We start from the raw sequence: 17,120 nt of genomic DNA, 5'->3' as shown, positions 1-17,120 counted from the left end.
AGTAACTTCAGTTCTCAATCTTGAGTTTATTGCTGTTTTCGACGACGACAATCTACCGAAATTTGACGTTTTCGGGATACTTTATACTTCACCATTGAAGCTCATCAGTAAATTTATTGAAGATTTACCAGATAAAAAGGCTTGTACGTATCACTTATCTAACTATCTCAGATTAATCTAAGTCTTAAGCACTCTACAAATTAATGAAGGTGTGCATTCAGGATAATCGGTCATTTCAGGCTTTTTTAATCATCTTTATTCAGTACAAATCACTGAATAAGCATTGAAAAATTCAGCTTTAATACCTAAAATCCACCCTTCATATTTGGTTTTTGCCAGCGCCTAAGTCTTGCTACCTTGAAAATAGTCAACAGTTGACTCTCACCCGGTAAAAAGATTTTGATACCCTCCTTGTGGGCTATTCTATGTGAGTGTTTAGCTTGAAACTAGAGAACATCTTAATAACCTTACAATAACACTACAGGAAATTACAGTCAATATTTTACTTACATATTTATACTGAAATACTTATCTTGGCAAACTTTTTACATTATTTGCCGATAAATGTATGTACAACTATTGAGCTTTGTGTATTCTTCATATTATTCTAGTTTCTAGGCAATAAACCCGGATTTCTCACAAGTGAAAAATCTGGGAGTGCTACTTCAGAAATTACTTCATCTTTCCCAATTGCCTCTACAAGACTTACCCACTTAGAACATGCGCTTAAAGATTAGAGTAGTGTATTTTATCCATCTGAAAACTGCTATATAATAAAATCCCCCCTTCCTACATTCCCTAAAAAGGGAGAATTGGGTTAGAGGGGATAACTTAGGTAATGTTAGCTTTCGGAAGTTTCCTGAGAGAACTTCTTATGGATAGTTCTTGGGGATTCCCCATCAGCAGCTACCGTTATCAGATAGTCAATTAAACCATCTGAAAAGGGAAGACGTAAGTGGAAAGTACCATCGGGTTTGATTTTGATGGCATGTCCACCAATGTTTACGCTGGTATTTGGTTGAGTTGCTCCGTGAATAATTAACTCAGCATCAGCCACAAACCAGAAATCTCCGTAGGAACGACTGAATACCCGGACGTTAGCGGAACGGGCGATGAGTAACCAACGTAGTTTACCGCCGTAGGCATCGCCATCAGCAATATAGCCAATTTCAACCATATAATCGCGATCACTCACGGGAATCGCCACAAAGCGATCGCGTGCTACTTCTTCAGATTCATACTGCTGGACAAGCTGGGGACTTTGATAATTCAAGTCAATCCCGGTGACATCATAGAGCCGCACTGCTAATTGGGAACCGCCCTGCTGTCGCAGTGCTTCCGCCTGAGCTTTGGAAATGTGCCAAGAGACATAAGCCCACTTGGGAGTGCGGGGTGTGAGGACAATACTGCTCTCTTCTGGGGCAGTTTCTGCTTCTACATTTGCCAAGCCAACAGCTGCTTCGCTTACTAAAGCTACATTTTCAACAGTGGGATCTGTTGTCGAATCTGTAGGCACTGGACTAAAGATACGAACGATCGCAGAACGGGCAATGAATAACCAGCGACCGCCATCAGCGACATAGCCAATTTCAGCTATGTAATCGCGATCGCTGATGGGAATTTCCACAAAGCGATCGTGTGCCGTCTCTTCACATTCATACTGCTGTACCAGCTGCGGAGTTTGATAACTCAAATCAATGCCAGTCACATCATACAGCCGCACTACCAATTGAGAGGCGCCCTGTTGTCGCAGTGCTGCTTTCTTAGCTGCGGAAATCTCCCAAGAGACATCAGCCCATTGGGAAGTGCGGGGTGTGAGGACAATACTGGTTTCTTCTTGAACATCTACCAAATCAACATCTGTTTGATCGGCGATTGCAACATCATCAACTACGGGATCTGGATTTATAGGACTAAAGACACGAACGATCGCAGAACGGGCGATGAATAACCAGTGTTCGCCATAAGCGATATAGCCAATTTCAGCTAGGTAGTCGCGATCATTGAGGGGAATTTCCACAAAGCGATCATGTGCTGTTTCCTTACATTCATATTGCTTTACTAGCTGTGGACTTTGATAACTCAAGTCAATGCCAGTCACATCATACAGCCGCACTACCAATTGCGACCCGCCTTGTTGCCACAGTTCTGCTTTCTTAGCTGCGGAAATCTCCCAAGATACATGAGCTGATGTATAAGTATGTGGTGTGAGCACAATACTGCTTTCTTCTTCACCGATCTCTTCTTGAGTATCTACCAAACCAACATCTGTTTTATCTGCGATTGCGATATTATCAACTATCGGATCTGGATTCACAGGACTGAAGACACGAACAATTGCAGAACGGGCGATAAATAACCAGCGTAGTTTACCGCCGTAGGCATCGCCATCAGCAATATAGCCAATTTCAACTGTGTAGTCGCGATCGCTGTGGGGAATTTCTATCGATCCGTCGTTTGCTGTTTCCTCAGATTCATACTGCTTTACTAGCTGTGGACTTTGATAACTCAAATCAATGCCAGTCACATCATACAGCCGCACTATTAATTGCGAGCCACCTTGTTGCCGCAGTGCTGCTTTCTTGGCTTCGGAAATCTCCCAAGATACATGAGCCGATGTATGAGTATCTGGTGTCAGCACAATACTGCTTTCTTCATCTGCATCAACTAAACCAGTAGCTGTTTCGGCTGCGGTCGTCTCATTTTGAGCATTCGATCCAAAAGTGCTAGCCCAAGCACCAACTCCTGCACCTGCTGCTAAAGCCCCCGCTGCCGCCAAATCTGTGGAATTAGCTTCAGCAACACCTTCCCCAACAGTCGGCTCGGCTGGAAGTTCTTCCTCTGGCAAAATGAAAGTAGGTTCGGCTGCGTCCGCTACCACATTCAATGCATCTTCACTCAATAAATCTTCTGTAAATTCAGGTAAATCAAGCAGTGAGGATGTTTCTATCGCTGATGCTTCCACATCATCTGCCACTTCCTCAGACTCCGCTAAGGGCAATTCATCTACTGAGGCTGTATCTTCAGTTGAGGTGATACTCTCTAGCCAGTTCAATTCTGCCTGAAGTTCCTCATCTGCCTCATCTTCACTAATAGCTGTGTCCCAATAGCCAAAATCAGATGTTACTTCTGGTACATCTGGTAATTCCGGGAGTGGGGCTGTCACCTCAGATGAAGGCAGTTCCACATCAGATACCTCTTTTGGAATATTCGCTAGGTGAGGATATGAATTATTTACTACAGCCGCCGGGGCTTCTATATCCCATGCAACGTCATCAGACTCAGGAGTGTTTGTCTCAGTATAATTGTTTTGCTCGACTGTCTCATTAATTGCGTCTGTTTCTGTTTCTTTGTTATTAAAAGTAGACCAAGTAGCCGCCCCGATGCCTGTTGATATAGCCGCACCACCTAAAGCTGCGGCTCCTAAGGTGTTATTTTCCGATCCATTAGCGACACCCGATGTCTTGCCTTCATAGAGGTTAGAAGTACCATTAGTTGTCTCTTGTACTAAATTTGCTGTCCCCTGAGTAGCATTTTGGGTCAGGTCAGATTGTGTTTGAGCGTAGATGTTGAAAGGAGTGCGATCGGGGGTTTCTTGCTCTGATGAGTGCGGTACTGCCTGCTCCTCTAGCGTCGCTCCATTCAGGGAGGAACCTGTGCTGGCCCCGACGAGCGCCGCTGTTTCTCCATTGGGTGGATGAGGATTTGATTCTGGGAAATTGTCTGTTGTCTCAGGGGGCAATGGGCGTTTTCTCAGAATCCACCATAGTACAGATCCACCTACAGTCAGAAAAAAGACAGGTAGCAGCAACCACAATGGTGTTTCTTTATCTACAATTGGAGTGCTTTGTGCCGGAGCAGCCACAAAAGGCTGTTCGCCAAATACAGAATTAGTAGCACTAGGAGAAGGCGTAGGCGCAGGGGAAGCCGCAACAGCAGGTTGTAAGACGCTGGCTGCGATCGCCTCGGCTTCGGCAGTTCTACCTTTTTCTATAGCCTGCTGTCCTGGGGGTGCTAGAGTAAAGCCAAGAAAATCTACTGTAGTTAAACTCTGATTTTTTTTGTAAACGTAAACTAAAGGTTGCGAAAAAGGATATTTAGCATCATCTGGTAAGGCTTGATGTAATTGCAAAACTCGCACCCCTTTCAACTTCGACACCTGATTAGCTAACACATAGCTGATGCCGTCTTTGCCCAGTTGTTTAATGATTTCTGCGGTATTATCGCCAGTTACTTGGGTAGCATTAGTCCCGGTGGCAAATTCAGCAGTTTTGAAGGCTGGATAAGTACGAAAAGTATTGCGAGTTTCACTCGTGTTCGGGTGATCGATGAATCGAATCTTTCCTGAAGGCCCTCCCAGTTGTGACCAATTTGTAATTTGTCCCCGAAAAATCTGGGCGAATTGCTTACTAGTTAAGCTTTCTTTAAAAGGATTGTCTGCACCAACTACGATCGCAATCTTCTCACGCTGCAAACGAATTTGCTCTAGTCCTTGAGCTTTTTCTGCCGGCGTCAACCCGCGCCCCATTGCGACTATATCGATTTTGCCATCTAACAATTCTTTCAGCGCCGTCTCAGTGCCGTTAGCAGCAACTTCAACCTTTTTACCAGCAAACTGTTTTTCAAAACTTTCTTTCAGGTTTTGGTTGATTGCACTTAAGCTACTGGAACCGTCAATCCGCACTATCGATTCATTTTGCCCTGTTTGTGGCAGTGGCGAAGAGGTAGCTTCCGGTGTAGATTGTGCCAGCATCGGTGCTGATACCACCAGAGATGCTGCCATCGGGGTTGTAGCTAAGGCAACCCATAGTATCAGCCTGACTATCGAAGTATCTTTTTTTTCTTGTTGCCACATAAGCCCCTTAATTAAAGTAAAAATAGAAAGCCTGCCAGTCCTAAATCGCGATCTTTTTAAAGATTATGGAGGAGACGGGCTAATTATACATCTGAGTTATCTTTAGTTCTAATTAATCCCAAGCACTTATGCTGATTTATACTTCGCTTTAGCTTGGATAGCATAATAATTTATACTCTAATTGCCAAAGTCTGTTTACTATAAATTTTTCTAAGTTAGATTGCAACTTATACCGAATTGGTAACTTATGGTCACAATTATGAATTATTGAATTACTAAAACTGGTAAAGTGTAGCAAATTCAATATTATTTAACAATATTATTTTCAGTAGTGCTAAGTGCTGAGTAAAAAATCCCAGTTCCTAGAACATTTTCATGCAAGGCTTTTGAAACTCGTTTCATTGAGACTGTCTTAAGTGAATACTCATTGTTCAGCACTTATTTGAGATAACAATGACAATCTGGCTTATCAATCAGTGACTCAACCAAAGCATTTAAGGCAGTTGCAGCTAATGCGCCACCTCCCAAAGTCCCTTCAACTGTAATATAAGGTATCCCTTGTTGCATCAGTTGTCGCTTGGCTGCGGGAGCATGGCTAAAGCCAATGGGCATTCCAATTACTAATGCAGGTTGAATTTTTTGGTTAGCAATCGCTTCACAAGCTTCTAGAAGTACTGAGGGAGCATAACCAACTACCAGCACACATCCATTACTTACTTGCAGCAATTTTGTTCGCCATTCTTGATGTTGCCAAAAAGCGAGTTCCGCCTCTGTGGCAGTGGTAATATGGGGGTTATTAATCAAAGTTTGGGTGCAACATCCTAAGTGAAGCAATCGGGTTTGATCTAAAGCAGCAGCAACCGTTTGAGTATCGACAACAATTTGACAACTTGAAGATAGGGCTTTTCGACTAGCTGCGATCGCATCTCGACTCAATTTGACAAAGGACACTAAACTCACATCACCACAAGCCAAAACTAACTGAGAAATTAAATGCTGTTCAATTTCCGAACGCTGAGACAAATCAGGAAGTAAGCGTTGTAGCGATTCGGTAAAAGCTTCTGAATGGTTATGAATTTCGGCATCCAAGCCACTCCAGAGATTTTCCAATCCCCCCAATCCGGCTTGGGTTTCAACATCGAGTAACTTCAGTTGCGCTAAAACTTCCGCCTGGATAATTTGACAATGGCGATCGCGCCCCAATAATCCTTCTAATGCTGATGCAGTTTGCCGCAGTTGGGAAATTTGTTGCATCACCGCCCGATATTGCTGCTGAAGTTGTCCCATGAGGTTAACAGTTGTGTCAGCTTCTGGTTCGACTTCCAAAATATTGCGGATGTGGTTTAGCTGGAATCCTTGCTGCTTGAGTGCAACAATCCGTTGCAACCGGAGGACATCTTTTTGGGTATAGAGACGGTAATTGCTGCGCGATCGCACTGGTTGCGGTAGCAGTCCCAATTGATGATAATGACGCACCATCCGCGGAGTTAAACTGCCACCCACTGCATCAGTGAGTTCTTTAATAGTTAAGCAACCAGTGTTCATAATTTACTAGTTCAGGATGATGAGAAATTAGCAAAGCTTGTAGTTTTTCTTCACAGTTAAAAAGTCTTGAACTTTTCTCAAAGACTCAAAAACAGTTGATTTACCTGAACCATTTTCACCGATAAACAAATTAATTGAGTAAAAATTAAGTTCAAAATTTCCTAAGCCACGAAAGTTATCAATATAGATTCGCTTTAGCATCAAGTTTTATCCTTACAATGTATTGCCATAGATTACAAAAATTACAATTTACTAACACTATGTAAGTTTTCATTCCTAACTCCTACACTATTGACATTAACATTAATGTTAAGGTTTAGCGTGAAAGAGTCCTGTTAATTCACTTCTCATGCTCTACTCGCAACGTTTGAACCAATTCACCAGAGAACACGCAGATACCGTAGCCGCACTTTTGTGTGGATTACTACTATTTCTCGGATGGTTCGCCTTGCATCTCGGCGCTTTGGGATTGGCATTCTTGCTGCTACCTGCTGCTTATGTAATTGGTGGTTACGAAAGTGCGCGGGAGGGATTGACTACTCTCTTCAAAGAAAAAGAACTTGATGTAGATTTGCTGATGATTGTCGCCGCCATTGGTGCTGCTAGTCTCGGCTTATGGCGAAGAGAATACCATCTAATTATTGATGGGGCTATTCTGATTCTGATCTTTGCCATCAGTGGCGCATTAGAAGGCTATGCTATGCAGCGAACTGAGCGGAGTATCCGTAGTTTGATGAGCCTGACACCAGATACAGCTAGGGTTTTGCTTCAGGGAAGAGAAGAGGAAATTCCTATTAGTCAGCTAAAAGTGGGTGATCAGATTGTCGTCAAACCTGGAGAGTTAATTCCTACCGATGGGATAATTTTATCCGGTTACAGCACCCTCAATCAAGCTGCGATTACAGGCGAGTCTTTACCTGTAGAAAAAACAGTCGATGCAGAAGTATTTGCCGGCACACTCAACGGCTATGGTGCATTGCAAATTAAAGTACATAAACCAGCCCAAAGCAGTTTAATCCAGCGTGTAATTCGTTTGGTAGAACAAGCAAAGACTCAAGTACCTCCTTCGCAAGAGTTTATTGATCGCTTTGAAAAAGGATATGCCAAAGTCATTGTAGTAGCTGGGATATTACTGGCAACTTTACCGCCATTTTTTTGGGGTTGGGATTGGGAAACAACAATTTATCGTGCCCTTACTTTCCTAGTGGTGGCTTCTCCCTGTGCGCTGATGGCTGCAATTATGCCCACCCTGCTTTCAGGAATCGCCAATGGTGCAAGACAGGGGATTTTGTTTAAAAATGGGGCGCAGTTGGATAAAATTGCCAAAGTCCGAGTGATCGCATTTGATAAAACTGGTACTCTCACAACAGGACAGGTACAGGTATTTCAGATAATTTCAGTTAGTGAATACACTACTAATGATGTATTAAAAACTGCTGCTTGTATAGAATCATCTTCCGAACATCCCATCGGTAAAGCAATTGTGCAGGCAGCTAGTGATTTAAATTGGGTTGGTGCAATCGAAGTGCAAGCCTCACCTGGACAAGGAATTGTCGGAATTTCCCAAGAACAACAAATAATTGTTGGGAATGCTGTTTTTGTACAACAGTATGTGAAAAATTTACCTGAAGAATTGCAAGAAATAGTTCAATCTTGGGAGCAAGAGGGTAAAACAGTGGTTTGGGTAGCACGAGGAGTAGAGGTGATGGGTGTAATTGCGATCGCAGATGAAGTAAGATTGCCAGCAGCCGCAACTATTACCCGGTTAAAAAAACTGGGAGTTGAACAAGTTGTCATGTTAACTGGGGATAATCAACAAACTGCTCGCAGTGTTGCCCAAGCAGTCGGAATTGATCGGGTATATGCCCAACTTCTACCAGAAGATAAGCTAGATGTTATCCGTCGTCTACAGCAACAATATCAAACGGTTGCAATGGTAGGTGATGGAATAAATGATGCACCAGCCTTAGCACAAGCATCTGTGGGTATAGCGATGGGAGTATCTGGTAGCGATGTAGCATTAGAAACCGCAGATATCATACTGATGGCAGACAGGTTAGAAAAAATTGCTGTAGCGATACATTTGGGCAGGCGATCGCAACTCATAGTAAAACAAAATATAGTTGTAGCGTTGAGTTTCATTATGTTGCTTTTAGTCGGCAACTTTCTCGGAAATATTAACTTACCCATCGGCGTCATTGGCCATGAAGGTTCTACAGTGTTAGTTACCCTGAGTGGACTAAGATTATTGAAATAAGATAGGACGCAATACAGTTCAGAATGAGCAACAAAACCCAGATGTAGAGATGTGATTTATCGCGTCTTATAAGACCAGAAATACCCAAAATCATTGAAATTGATGAATTAGAAACTTTCGTCAGGTCAAAAAAACAAAATTTGGGTATGGAGTGTGGCTAATACTCAATTCGCATTAGACGTAAATTATTATTTTGAACTTTTAACTCCTAACTCTTAATTCTTGCTCATGCAAACCGATCCAAAACCAGGAACACTTTACATTGTCGGCACACCAATTGGCAACCTGGAAGATATTACCTTTCGGGCGGTACGAATTTTGCAAACTGTGGATATCATTGCTGCGGAAGACACGCGTCATACTGGGAAACTGCTACAGCATTTTCAAGTTAAAACACCCCAGATGAGTTACCACGAACACAATCGTACCAGCCGTATTCCAGAATTATTAGAGCATTTAATTAATAATAAAGCGATCGCTCTGGTGAGCGATGCTGGAATGCCAGGTATTTCTGATCCTGGATATGAACTGGTGAAAGCCTGTATTGAAGCGGGAATTCCAGTAGTTCCGATTCCTGGCGCTAGTGCAGCAATTACTGCTTTGAGTGCAGCTGGACTACCAACAGATCGATTTGTCTTTGAAGGCTTTCTCCCAGCGAAAACTCAACACAGACAAGAACATTTAGAATCTCTGCAAACAGAATCTCGCACATTGATTTTCTATGAATCGCCCCACCGCTTGCGAGATACTTTGCAAGATTTAGCAGAAATTTGGGGAAGTGATCGCCAAATTGTGCTAGGACGGGAGTTAACTAAATTGTATGAAGAATTTTGGCGGGGGACAATTGCTGAAGCGATCGCTTACTACACCCAACGAGAACCCCAAGGTGAATATACATTAGTATTAGCGGGAATTCCACCAAGTCAGCCCCAACTGACAGAAGAAGAATTGAAAGCCGAATTGAAACAGTTAATTAGTCAAGGAATATCGCGATCGCAAGCTAGCCGTCAGTTAGCAAAATTTACTTCCCTTCCCCGTCGCCAACTATATCAACTAGCTCTTTCTATAGTCTCCAGTCCTGAGCCTTGAACGGCTGATATCGCTTTTTTAAAAATCAAAAATCTAGATGTGAAATGTATATATTTCTTTATTCTTTCTTCTTTTTGTGTCCTTTTCTACGAAATACTACACTTACCCATACAGTGAAGCTAGCTACACATCGTGTCTCATATAGAATGCGGTTAGCTTCCTTATCTACATCTTGTATGATGTCAAATAGGACTGCTATACAAATACTTAAATGTACACAATGTGACTAACTTGTATATTCATCCTCAAAGATGACTTGGCAAATATTCAAATGATATCTAAAGATTTCTGATATTAGTTCTCTAGATAGATCGAAAATTTTGGAGAAAAACTTTAATATGAAATAGTCAAATGCAAACAAAGCAGATTTTCAGTGAAGGAGAAATTCTATGACTAACATTATTGCTTGGTTGGTTTTGGGTTTAATTGCAGGTGCGTTAGCTAAGTTATTTTATCCTGGAACCCAAGGTGGCGGTATTATCTCTACCATTGTATTAGGAATCCTTGGAGCCGTATTCGGTGGATATTTGGGTCAAGTATTGCTAGGAAGTAGTTCGGCCGCAGCTGCATCTGTAGGAGCTTTGTCTCTAGGTAGCATTTTATTTGCTGTTATTGGCGCAATGATACTAATTTTCCTTTGGGGTTTACTAACTCGTCGAGCTGTGTAATTACTTCAAATTAATTAACAATCTTGGGAATCACTTCTAACTGCAATAAACCGATAAAATGACATTAGAAAAAGAGCGAAGAACTATAGGAGTTTTCGCTGGATATTCCGATGCACAATTTGTACTTCAGGAACTAAAAGCTTCTAATTTTCCAATGCACAAAGTTTCTGTTATTGCACGGAATACAGAAGAACAAAATGATATTGCTGGTGTTAAAATTAAAGAATACACTGGCAATACATTCTCAGAAGATGCTGCTGGAGCCACTACTAGTGATGCTTTAAGTGGTCTTACAGACTTATCAGTCGGTCTAGTCCTCTTGGTAATTCTTGGTGTAGGTCCAGTCATCTTAGCCGGAGCGGAAGTAATTGCGATCGCTACCACTTTAGCAGGTGGTTTGTCTTCTTTATTCCTAAATTTAGGAATTTCTGAAAAGCAAGCACAGGGTTATAGCGATCTTGTCTGTAAAGGTTACTATTTGGTGATAGTGACCGGTATAGACATAGAGATTCGTCTTGCCAAGAGGATTTTTAATCGCCGTGATATTCAACAATGGGGGGTTTATGAGCCATACTCGACCCCAAATAATCGCTATAGACACGCACTTGGGGTTTTTTATCGGCGTCAAGATGCAGAAGGAGCGCTTACTGAATTGAGAACCGCTGGCTTCCCAATGAGTCAAGTCTCAATAGTTGTTAAAAACATAAGCAGTCTAAATGATATTTCAGAGGTAGACATCAGCAGTTCTCAAAATAACTATACTAATTTAGGAATTTCTGATGAGCTAGCTAGATATTATGAGCATCATCTGAATCTTGGTCATTATTTATTGGTATTAAAAGGCACTGATATTTATGTAGCAGGTGCAAGAGCTATTTTAGAGGGTAACAAGATTCAACATTTTAGTATCTATAGCCAATCTGAACTTGATGCGGCTAGAAGTGATCGCCAAGTTATTACCAACTTCTAATTAAACGTCAAGTTAATATCAAGAGATTTTACGACACACTGTAATTATATAGTTCAAGCAATAAGTCCAAGCAATACCCTTGTACTATAAATAAATTTCATACTTCTATGGGTATAGGTTGCCTTTTGAAACCTTAAATTTTCTGTGGAATGAATACTGCTTGCGATAACTTAATGTTACGGTTGCTGTGTAAAGTGATGTACAATGGCATAGATATCATATCCAACTCTAAAAGCCACTGTATTTAGCGTTCATATAAATTGTGTTTTGATGAATTTAATTTTCATTATCCGGCTACTTAATTTTACTATCTGACCTTTTTTTTCAAACTTGAGAGTTATTTAACCATCATGATAGAATATTAAATAAGTATTGAATTATTTAGTATTCCTCATTAAACCTAAGCAACAAGAAGGTAATCTTCAAGTAAAATAATATCTGTTTCAAATAGTAAAAGAGTGGTTTCATAACCAATCCTACCCATATCCAATTCTGAACCCATTTCTATTTATTTATATAAGATAAGACCAGTGACCAGAGTTACGACAGCATTATATTATGGTTGCCAATCCACCAATAAATTCTACCTTTTGACCTTTGCAAAATTTAGGTCTTACTAGGTTAATTACTGCACTCATAAGAACCACCATTTTACAGTAAAGTCTAATATTAAATTTATAATCTAAAAATAAGTGTTTAATTATTTATCGCAAGATGCAATTGTAAAATCAGGTAAATGCTTGTTTTGAAATAAGTTAGTTATATTATTTATTTAATGATTTATTTTTAATAAAAGGGGCAGGATGTTAAATAAAAATATAATTATTTATATAATCTTTAAGTAATTATTTAAAGTAACGTTATATTCTTAAGAAAATGAGGATACAAATAATAGTTAGTCCGAAACAACTAGATATATCCTACATAAACTAAATATGCCCCATTTATTTTGGATAGCCAAAAGATAATTAAAATAGTCTCAAAAACAGAAATAATTTGAATACCTGCCTGGAAGAATGTTGAACCGTTTGAAGATTAGAGCCAAGATTGGAGCAAGTTTTGCCTTGAGTTTGGCAACTCTGGCCACCATTGGTCTAATCTCCTACCAAAGCACCAATCAGCTAATTGAAACTTCGAGCAAAGAAAGCCATACTTACAAGGTGTTAAGTCAGCTTGAAGAACTCAACTTGCAACTGACAAATGCTGAGACTGGGCAACGTGGTTACGTTCTGACTGGAGAACAGCGCTATTTAGAACCATATAATGCAGCCATTCAAGTACTGGATCAAAAAGTTAAGGATCTTCAGAATTTAACAACAGATAATCCCAAGCAGCAACAGCAGCTGGATATTTTACAGCCATTAATCACTCAGAAGCTGGACGAACTTAAAGAAACTATTGATTTGCGCCAGAACCAAGGTTTTGAAGCTTCTCAAAAGGTCGTTCTGACAGACCGAGGTAAGCAGCTAATGAGTGAAATCCGTAAAGTTATCCAGACGATGGAATATGAGGAGAATACACTGCTAAAACAGCGCTCTGACAAGGCACAAGCTGCTGCTCGGCAAACACTTGCCAGTATTGGTTATAGTATTCCCTTATATTCATTGCTCTTAGCTTTGATCGGATTCGCCCTGACCAAACATATATCAGCACCGCTAAAGCGAGTTTCTGATTTGGCTCAAAAGGTTGCAGATGGGGATTTATCTGTGAGTTTACCAGATAGCGATCGCCAAGATGAAATTGGTGTGTTGATACGCACCTGCAACCAAATGATCGTTAATCTGCGAAACACAACTCAAAAAAATGACGAGCAAAACTGGCTAAAATCTAACTTAGCTGAATTTACCCAGATGCTCCAAGGGCAACGAAATTTGGAAAGTTCATCTCGGCTGATCTTGTCGAATTTAGCACCACTGGTTGGAGCATCACAGGGCGTTTTTTATGTAATGGAATCTATAGACAACCAGTCTGTACTAAAGTTGTTGAGTAGTTATGCTTACAAAGAGCGGAAAAATCTAGCAAATCAGTTTCGCTTGGGCGAGGGATTAGTGGGACAATGCGCCCTAGAAAAACAAAGAATCCTCCTTACGGAAGTTCCCAGTGACTATATCCGCATCACTTCCGGTTTGGGAGAAGCACCACCGCTAAATATTATTGTATTGCCCATACTATTTGAAACCCAGGTAAATGCTGTAATTGAACTTGCCTCTTTTGGATCTTTTAACCCGTTGCATCTAACATTTTTAGAGCAATTGAGTGAAAATCTGGGTGTATTTTTAAATAACATCGCCTCACAATTGCAAACACAGCAACTACTTGAAGAGTCTGTTGCTTTAACAGAAGAACTGCAAACCCAGCAAGAAGAACTACAGCAAAGCAATCAACGCCTGGAAGAACAGGCGCATGAGTTAGAAGAATCACAATTTCTTGTCAAGCAATCTAACGAAGAATTACAACAATTAAATGAGGAGCTAGAAGAAAAGGCAGAATTATTAGAGGTTCAAAATCAGGAAGTGGCTCGCAAAAACCAGGAAGTTGAGCGAGCAAGGCAGTCTTTTGAAGAAAAAGCTGAACAACTGGCGTTGTCTTCCAAATATAAGTCAGAATTTCTGGCGAATATGTCCCACGAGCTGCGGACACCGTTAAATAGTCTATTAATTTTAGCAAGGCTGCTAGCAGATAACTCTCTTAACAACTTGACCGACAAACAGATAGAGTACAGCCGGACTATTTACTCAGCAGGGACTGATTTGCTGGAATTGATCAATGACATTCTAGATTTGGCAAAAATTGAGTCGGGTACTATGTCGCTCGATATTGAGCAAATTGCTCTTGCAGATTTGCAGACATCTCTAGAGCAGACTTTCCGGCAAGTTGCCCACAATAAAGAACTCAGTTTTACTATTGAACAGGATGAGAAGTTACCCCCAACAATTTATAATGACTCCAAACGTCTGCAACAAGTGCTGAAAAATCTCCTAGCTAACGCCTTTAAATTTACAGAACAGGGAGGTGTGAAATTACAAATATTTCAAGTTGATAATTCCATGATTGCTTTTGCCGTCAGCGACACGGGCATAGGCATTCCAGCCGAAAAGCAAAAGATTATTTTCGAGGCATTTCAGCAAGCAGATGGTACTACCAGCCGCAAGTACGGCGGGACTGGATTGGGCTTGTCCATCAGCCGTGAATTAGCTCAACTGTTGGGAGGGAGAATTGAACTACTCAGCCAACCAGGACAGGGAAGCACCTTCACCCTTTACTTGCCTAGGCGAAAGGAAAACAATGGTCAAAATATCAGCACACCACCCCTTGAGCCAATCACCTCTATTCCTACAGCATTGACCATCAAAGAGCTGCCAATCGTGGAAAGCAGACCCACAACTGTGGACATCTCTCCATCAGTGAAAGTGCTTCCCAGCTTACCCAACGATATTCCAGATGACCGGGAAATAATTCAACCAGGCGATCGCATTTTGCTAATTATCGAGGATGACGATAAATTTGCCCGTATCTTACTAGATATGGCACGTGAGCAGGGCTTTAAAACTATTGTTGCTTTACAGAGCAAACAAGGTCTAGCACTAGCAAAACAGTTTAAGCCCAATGCGATTATGCTAGATATCCACATGCCAGAGATGGATGGTTGGACGGTGCTGGATCGTCTGAAGCATAAACCAGATACCAGACATATACCAGTACACATACTTTCTGTTGATGAAAGACAACAACGGGGATTACAGCTAGGAGCGATTACCTATCTACAAAAACCCGTGTCTCCAGAAGCGCTAACTCAGGTATTGACTGAGATTAAAGGTTTTATTGAGCGTCAAGTAAAAAATCTCCTAATTGTAGAAGATGACCCCGTACAAGCCCAAAGTATTATCGAACTGATTGGTAACGGCGATGTCCAGAGTACAGCAGTAGGTACGGGGGCAGAAGCCCTCTCGATTTTACGATCGCATCACTTTGATTGTATGGTACTGGATCTCGGTCTGCCCGATATGAGCGGGTTTGCCCTAATTGAACAGATAAAACTTGAACCCAAGCTTGTGAAACTGCCGATAATTGTTTACACCGGTAAAGAACTCAGCCGACAGGAAGAAACTCAGCTGCGGGGACTTGCAGAGACAATTATTATTAAAAATGTGCGATCGCCAGAGCGGTTGTTAGACGAAACTGCTCTCTTTTTGCATCGGGTGCAAGCAAATTTGCCCACACCAAAGCGGCAAATGCTAGAGCAACTACATCAAACTGACCCGGTACTGGCTAATCGGAAAATTTTGATTGTAGATGATGACCTCAGAAATATTTTTGCCTTGACCAGCTTTTTAGAAAGCTATCAGATGCAAGTGCTGTTTGCCGAAAATGGCAGAGATGGCATAGAGAGACTGCAAGCTAATCCTGAGATTAATATAGTATTAATGGATATCATGATGCCGGAAATGGATGGTTATGAAACCACCCGCGCCATCCGCCAGCTACAACAGTTTCGCTCACTACCAATCATTGCTTTAACTGCCAAAGCCATGCCAGGCGACAAGGAAAAATGCATTGAAGCTGGAGCCTCTGACTACATTACCAAACCTGTAGATACTGAGCAGTTGCTTTCACTACTCCGGGTTTGGCTGTATAGGTAAGGGAGTGGGGAAAAATCAATTCAAAATTCGTCTTGAAAAGTTATGAGGGGAGGTAAAAACAGTTTTAATCATACGTATAAGTATAGAAATAAATCTGTATAAGAATGTTAACAATTCAAAATTCACGCATTAAAGAGAGTTTTAGTCACAGCATTTCCAACCAGAGGCTGGAAACAAGGTTTTAAAAGAGTTTGGGCTTAAGTTGACACCAATGAGCAATGCGCTTTACCCCTATCGCACGGTCATTCACCTGAAAACTGCTGTAACTTTTGCATAAATTCTTGATGTTCAATGGCAGCTAAACCTGCTTGTAACACAGATAACACTGTTGCCATTTCTCCTGAGAGCAAGGCAGATACGGCCAACCACAACCCCGGAAACACCCGACTGCGAATAATTCCCTGCTCATCGGTTGGTAGCGAAACATACTCGTCTGCTTGCAGCCTAAACCAATCCAACTGATTATCTAATGTTCGCCAGACAATATACTCCTGTACTCCATTGCGTCGATAGGTGCGTTTTTTATCATGTAAATCGATGGCTGCACTGCTTGCTGCCACTTCTATCACCAGTTCGGGTGCGCCTTGGATATAATCATCCTCACTAATCAATGCCTGTCTGCCCGGAATGAATAGTACCGCGTCAGGCTGTGGTTCATTATCTGGATCTAAACGCACTGTCGGTTCAATTCCCAGAACAACGCCAGGGGTTGCCGTTTTATAGTTCCACAACCACCCGATCAGGTTTCCATGTGGTTCCCCATGACTTTTAATTCTCAGTGGCGATGCCATGATATACACAACTCCCTCAACCAGTTCAGCTTTTCTGAGATGCGGCATTGCCTGATAGCGCCGCTCAAATTCGCAGCGAGATAAGCGATCGCCATTTTCCAGAGGTAAAACTGAAATCACTTTTTTAGGAGTTGTAACCATCCTTTTTTCCTCTTTACCCAAATTGTCCAAACTGAATCAAAATATTCTAATTTGGGAGTGCTGCATCCATTTTACTACCACATATAAAAAAGCTATTGTGCAGCGATTAGGGGTGCTTTCGCTCACAAGGGACGTTAGTGTTGGCGTAATAACTAAAAGCAAAA

At 41.4% G+C, this 17,120-nt stretch carries 9 protein-coding genes; 5 read left to right on the top strand and 4 right to left on the bottom strand.

Annotated elements, in window-relative coordinates; genetic code table 11:
- Positions 1–841 precede the first annotated feature (841 nt).
- The 3 genes from V7K89_RS22005 to V7K89_RS21995 form a co-directional block, all read right to left on the bottom strand.
- Positions 842–4,855, bottom strand: a complete 4,014-nt coding sequence (locus tag V7K89_RS22005; protein WP_335190880.1) for a DUF4912 domain-containing protein — start codon at positions 4,853–4,855, stop codon at positions 842–844.
- 438 nt (positions 4,856–5,293) lie between these two features.
- A complete protein-coding gene (locus V7K89_RS22000; RefSeq protein WP_335190878.1) occupies positions 5,294–6,400 on the bottom strand; it encodes a precorrin-8X methylmutase in 1,107 nt (368 codons plus the stop codon).
- A 27-nt stretch (positions 6,401–6,427) separates the two neighbouring features.
- Entirely contained in the window at positions 6,428–6,601 is a 174-nt protein-coding gene (locus V7K89_RS21995; RefSeq protein WP_335190876.1) for an AAA family ATPase, read from the bottom strand.
- Positions 6,602–6,749: 148 nt separating this feature from the next.
- Between V7K89_RS21995 and V7K89_RS21990 the strand changes: the two genes are divergently transcribed.
- The 5 genes from V7K89_RS21990 (at position 6,750) to V7K89_RS21970 (ending at position 16,024) form a co-directional block, all read left to right on the top strand.
- Positions 6,750–8,657: a heavy metal translocating P-type ATPase gene (locus tag V7K89_RS21990; RefSeq protein ID WP_335190874.1), complete on the top strand. Its 1,908-nt coding sequence runs from the start codon at positions 6,750–6,752 to the stop codon at positions 8,655–8,657.
- 228 nt (positions 8,658–8,885) lie between these two features.
- Entirely contained in the window at positions 8,886–9,746 is an 861-nt protein-coding gene (gene rsmI, locus V7K89_RS21985; RefSeq protein WP_335190872.1) for a 16S rRNA (cytidine(1402)-2'-O)-methyltransferase, read from the top strand.
- Positions 9,747–10,135: 389 nt separating this feature from the next.
- Positions 10,136–10,414, top strand: coding sequence for a GlsB/YeaQ/YmgE family stress response membrane protein (locus V7K89_RS21980; RefSeq protein ID WP_099101768.1), 279 nt, complete (start codon positions 10,136–10,138; stop codon positions 10,412–10,414).
- A 58-nt stretch (positions 10,415–10,472) separates the two neighbouring features.
- Positions 10,473–11,384, top strand: coding sequence for a hypothetical protein (locus V7K89_RS21975; RefSeq protein ID WP_335190870.1), 912 nt, complete (start codon positions 10,473–10,475; stop codon positions 11,382–11,384).
- Between the two features lie 1,016 nt (positions 11,385–12,400).
- Positions 12,401–16,024 carry a response regulator gene (locus V7K89_RS21970; protein WP_335190868.1) on the top strand — a complete coding sequence of 1,208 codons (3,624 nt, stop codon included), beginning with the start codon at positions 12,401–12,403 and terminating at the stop codon, positions 16,022–16,024.
- 242 nt (positions 16,025–16,266) lie between these two features.
- On the opposite strand, the gene V7K89_RS21965 is transcribed toward V7K89_RS21970, so the two are convergent.
- Positions 16,267–16,956 carry a Uma2 family endonuclease gene (locus tag V7K89_RS21965; protein ID WP_335190866.1) on the bottom strand — a complete coding sequence of 230 codons (690 nt, stop codon included), beginning with the start codon at positions 16,954–16,956 and terminating at the stop codon, positions 16,267–16,269.
- Positions 16,957–17,120: the final 164 nt, after the last annotated feature.

This window comes from Nostoc sp. (genome assembly GCF_036917515.1).
Classification (GTDB): Bacteria; Cyanobacteriota; Cyanobacteriia; order Cyanobacteriales; family Nostocaceae; genus Nostoc.
This window is presented reverse-complemented; position numbering and strand designations above follow the sequence as displayed.

Excerpts from the sequence above, each read along its gene's own strand:
- rsmI (WP_335190872.1), top strand. The coding sequence starts at position 8,886 with ATGCAAACCGATCCAAAACCAGGAACACTTTACATTGTCGGCACACCA.
- V7K89_RS21975 (WP_335190870.1), top strand. The coding sequence starts at position 10,473 with ATGACATTAGAAAAAGAGCGAAGAACTATAGGAGTTTTCGCTGGATAT.
- V7K89_RS21970 (WP_335190868.1), top strand. The coding sequence starts at position 12,401 with ATGTTGAACCGTTTGAAGATTAGAGCCAAGATTGGAGCAAGTTTTGCC.
- V7K89_RS21995 (WP_335190876.1), bottom strand. The coding sequence starts at position 6,601 with ATGCTAAAGCGAATCTATATTGATAACTTTCGTGGCTTAGGAAATTTT.
- V7K89_RS21965 (WP_335190866.1), bottom strand. The coding sequence starts at position 16,956 with ATGGTTACAACTCCTAAAAAAGTGATTTCAGTTTTACCTCTGGAAAAT.
- V7K89_RS22005 (WP_335190880.1), bottom strand. The coding sequence starts at position 4,855 with ATGTGGCAACAAGAAAAAAAAGATACTTCGATAGTCAGGCTGATACTA.
- V7K89_RS21990 (WP_335190874.1), top strand. The coding sequence starts at position 6,750 with ATGCTCTACTCGCAACGTTTGAACCAATTCACCAGAGAACACGCAGAT.
- V7K89_RS22000 (WP_335190878.1), bottom strand. The coding sequence starts at position 6,400 with ATGAACACTGGTTGCTTAACTATTAAAGAACTCACTGATGCAGTGGGT.
- V7K89_RS21980 (WP_099101768.1), top strand. The coding sequence starts at position 10,136 with ATGACTAACATTATTGCTTGGTTGGTTTTGGGTTTAATTGCAGGTGCG.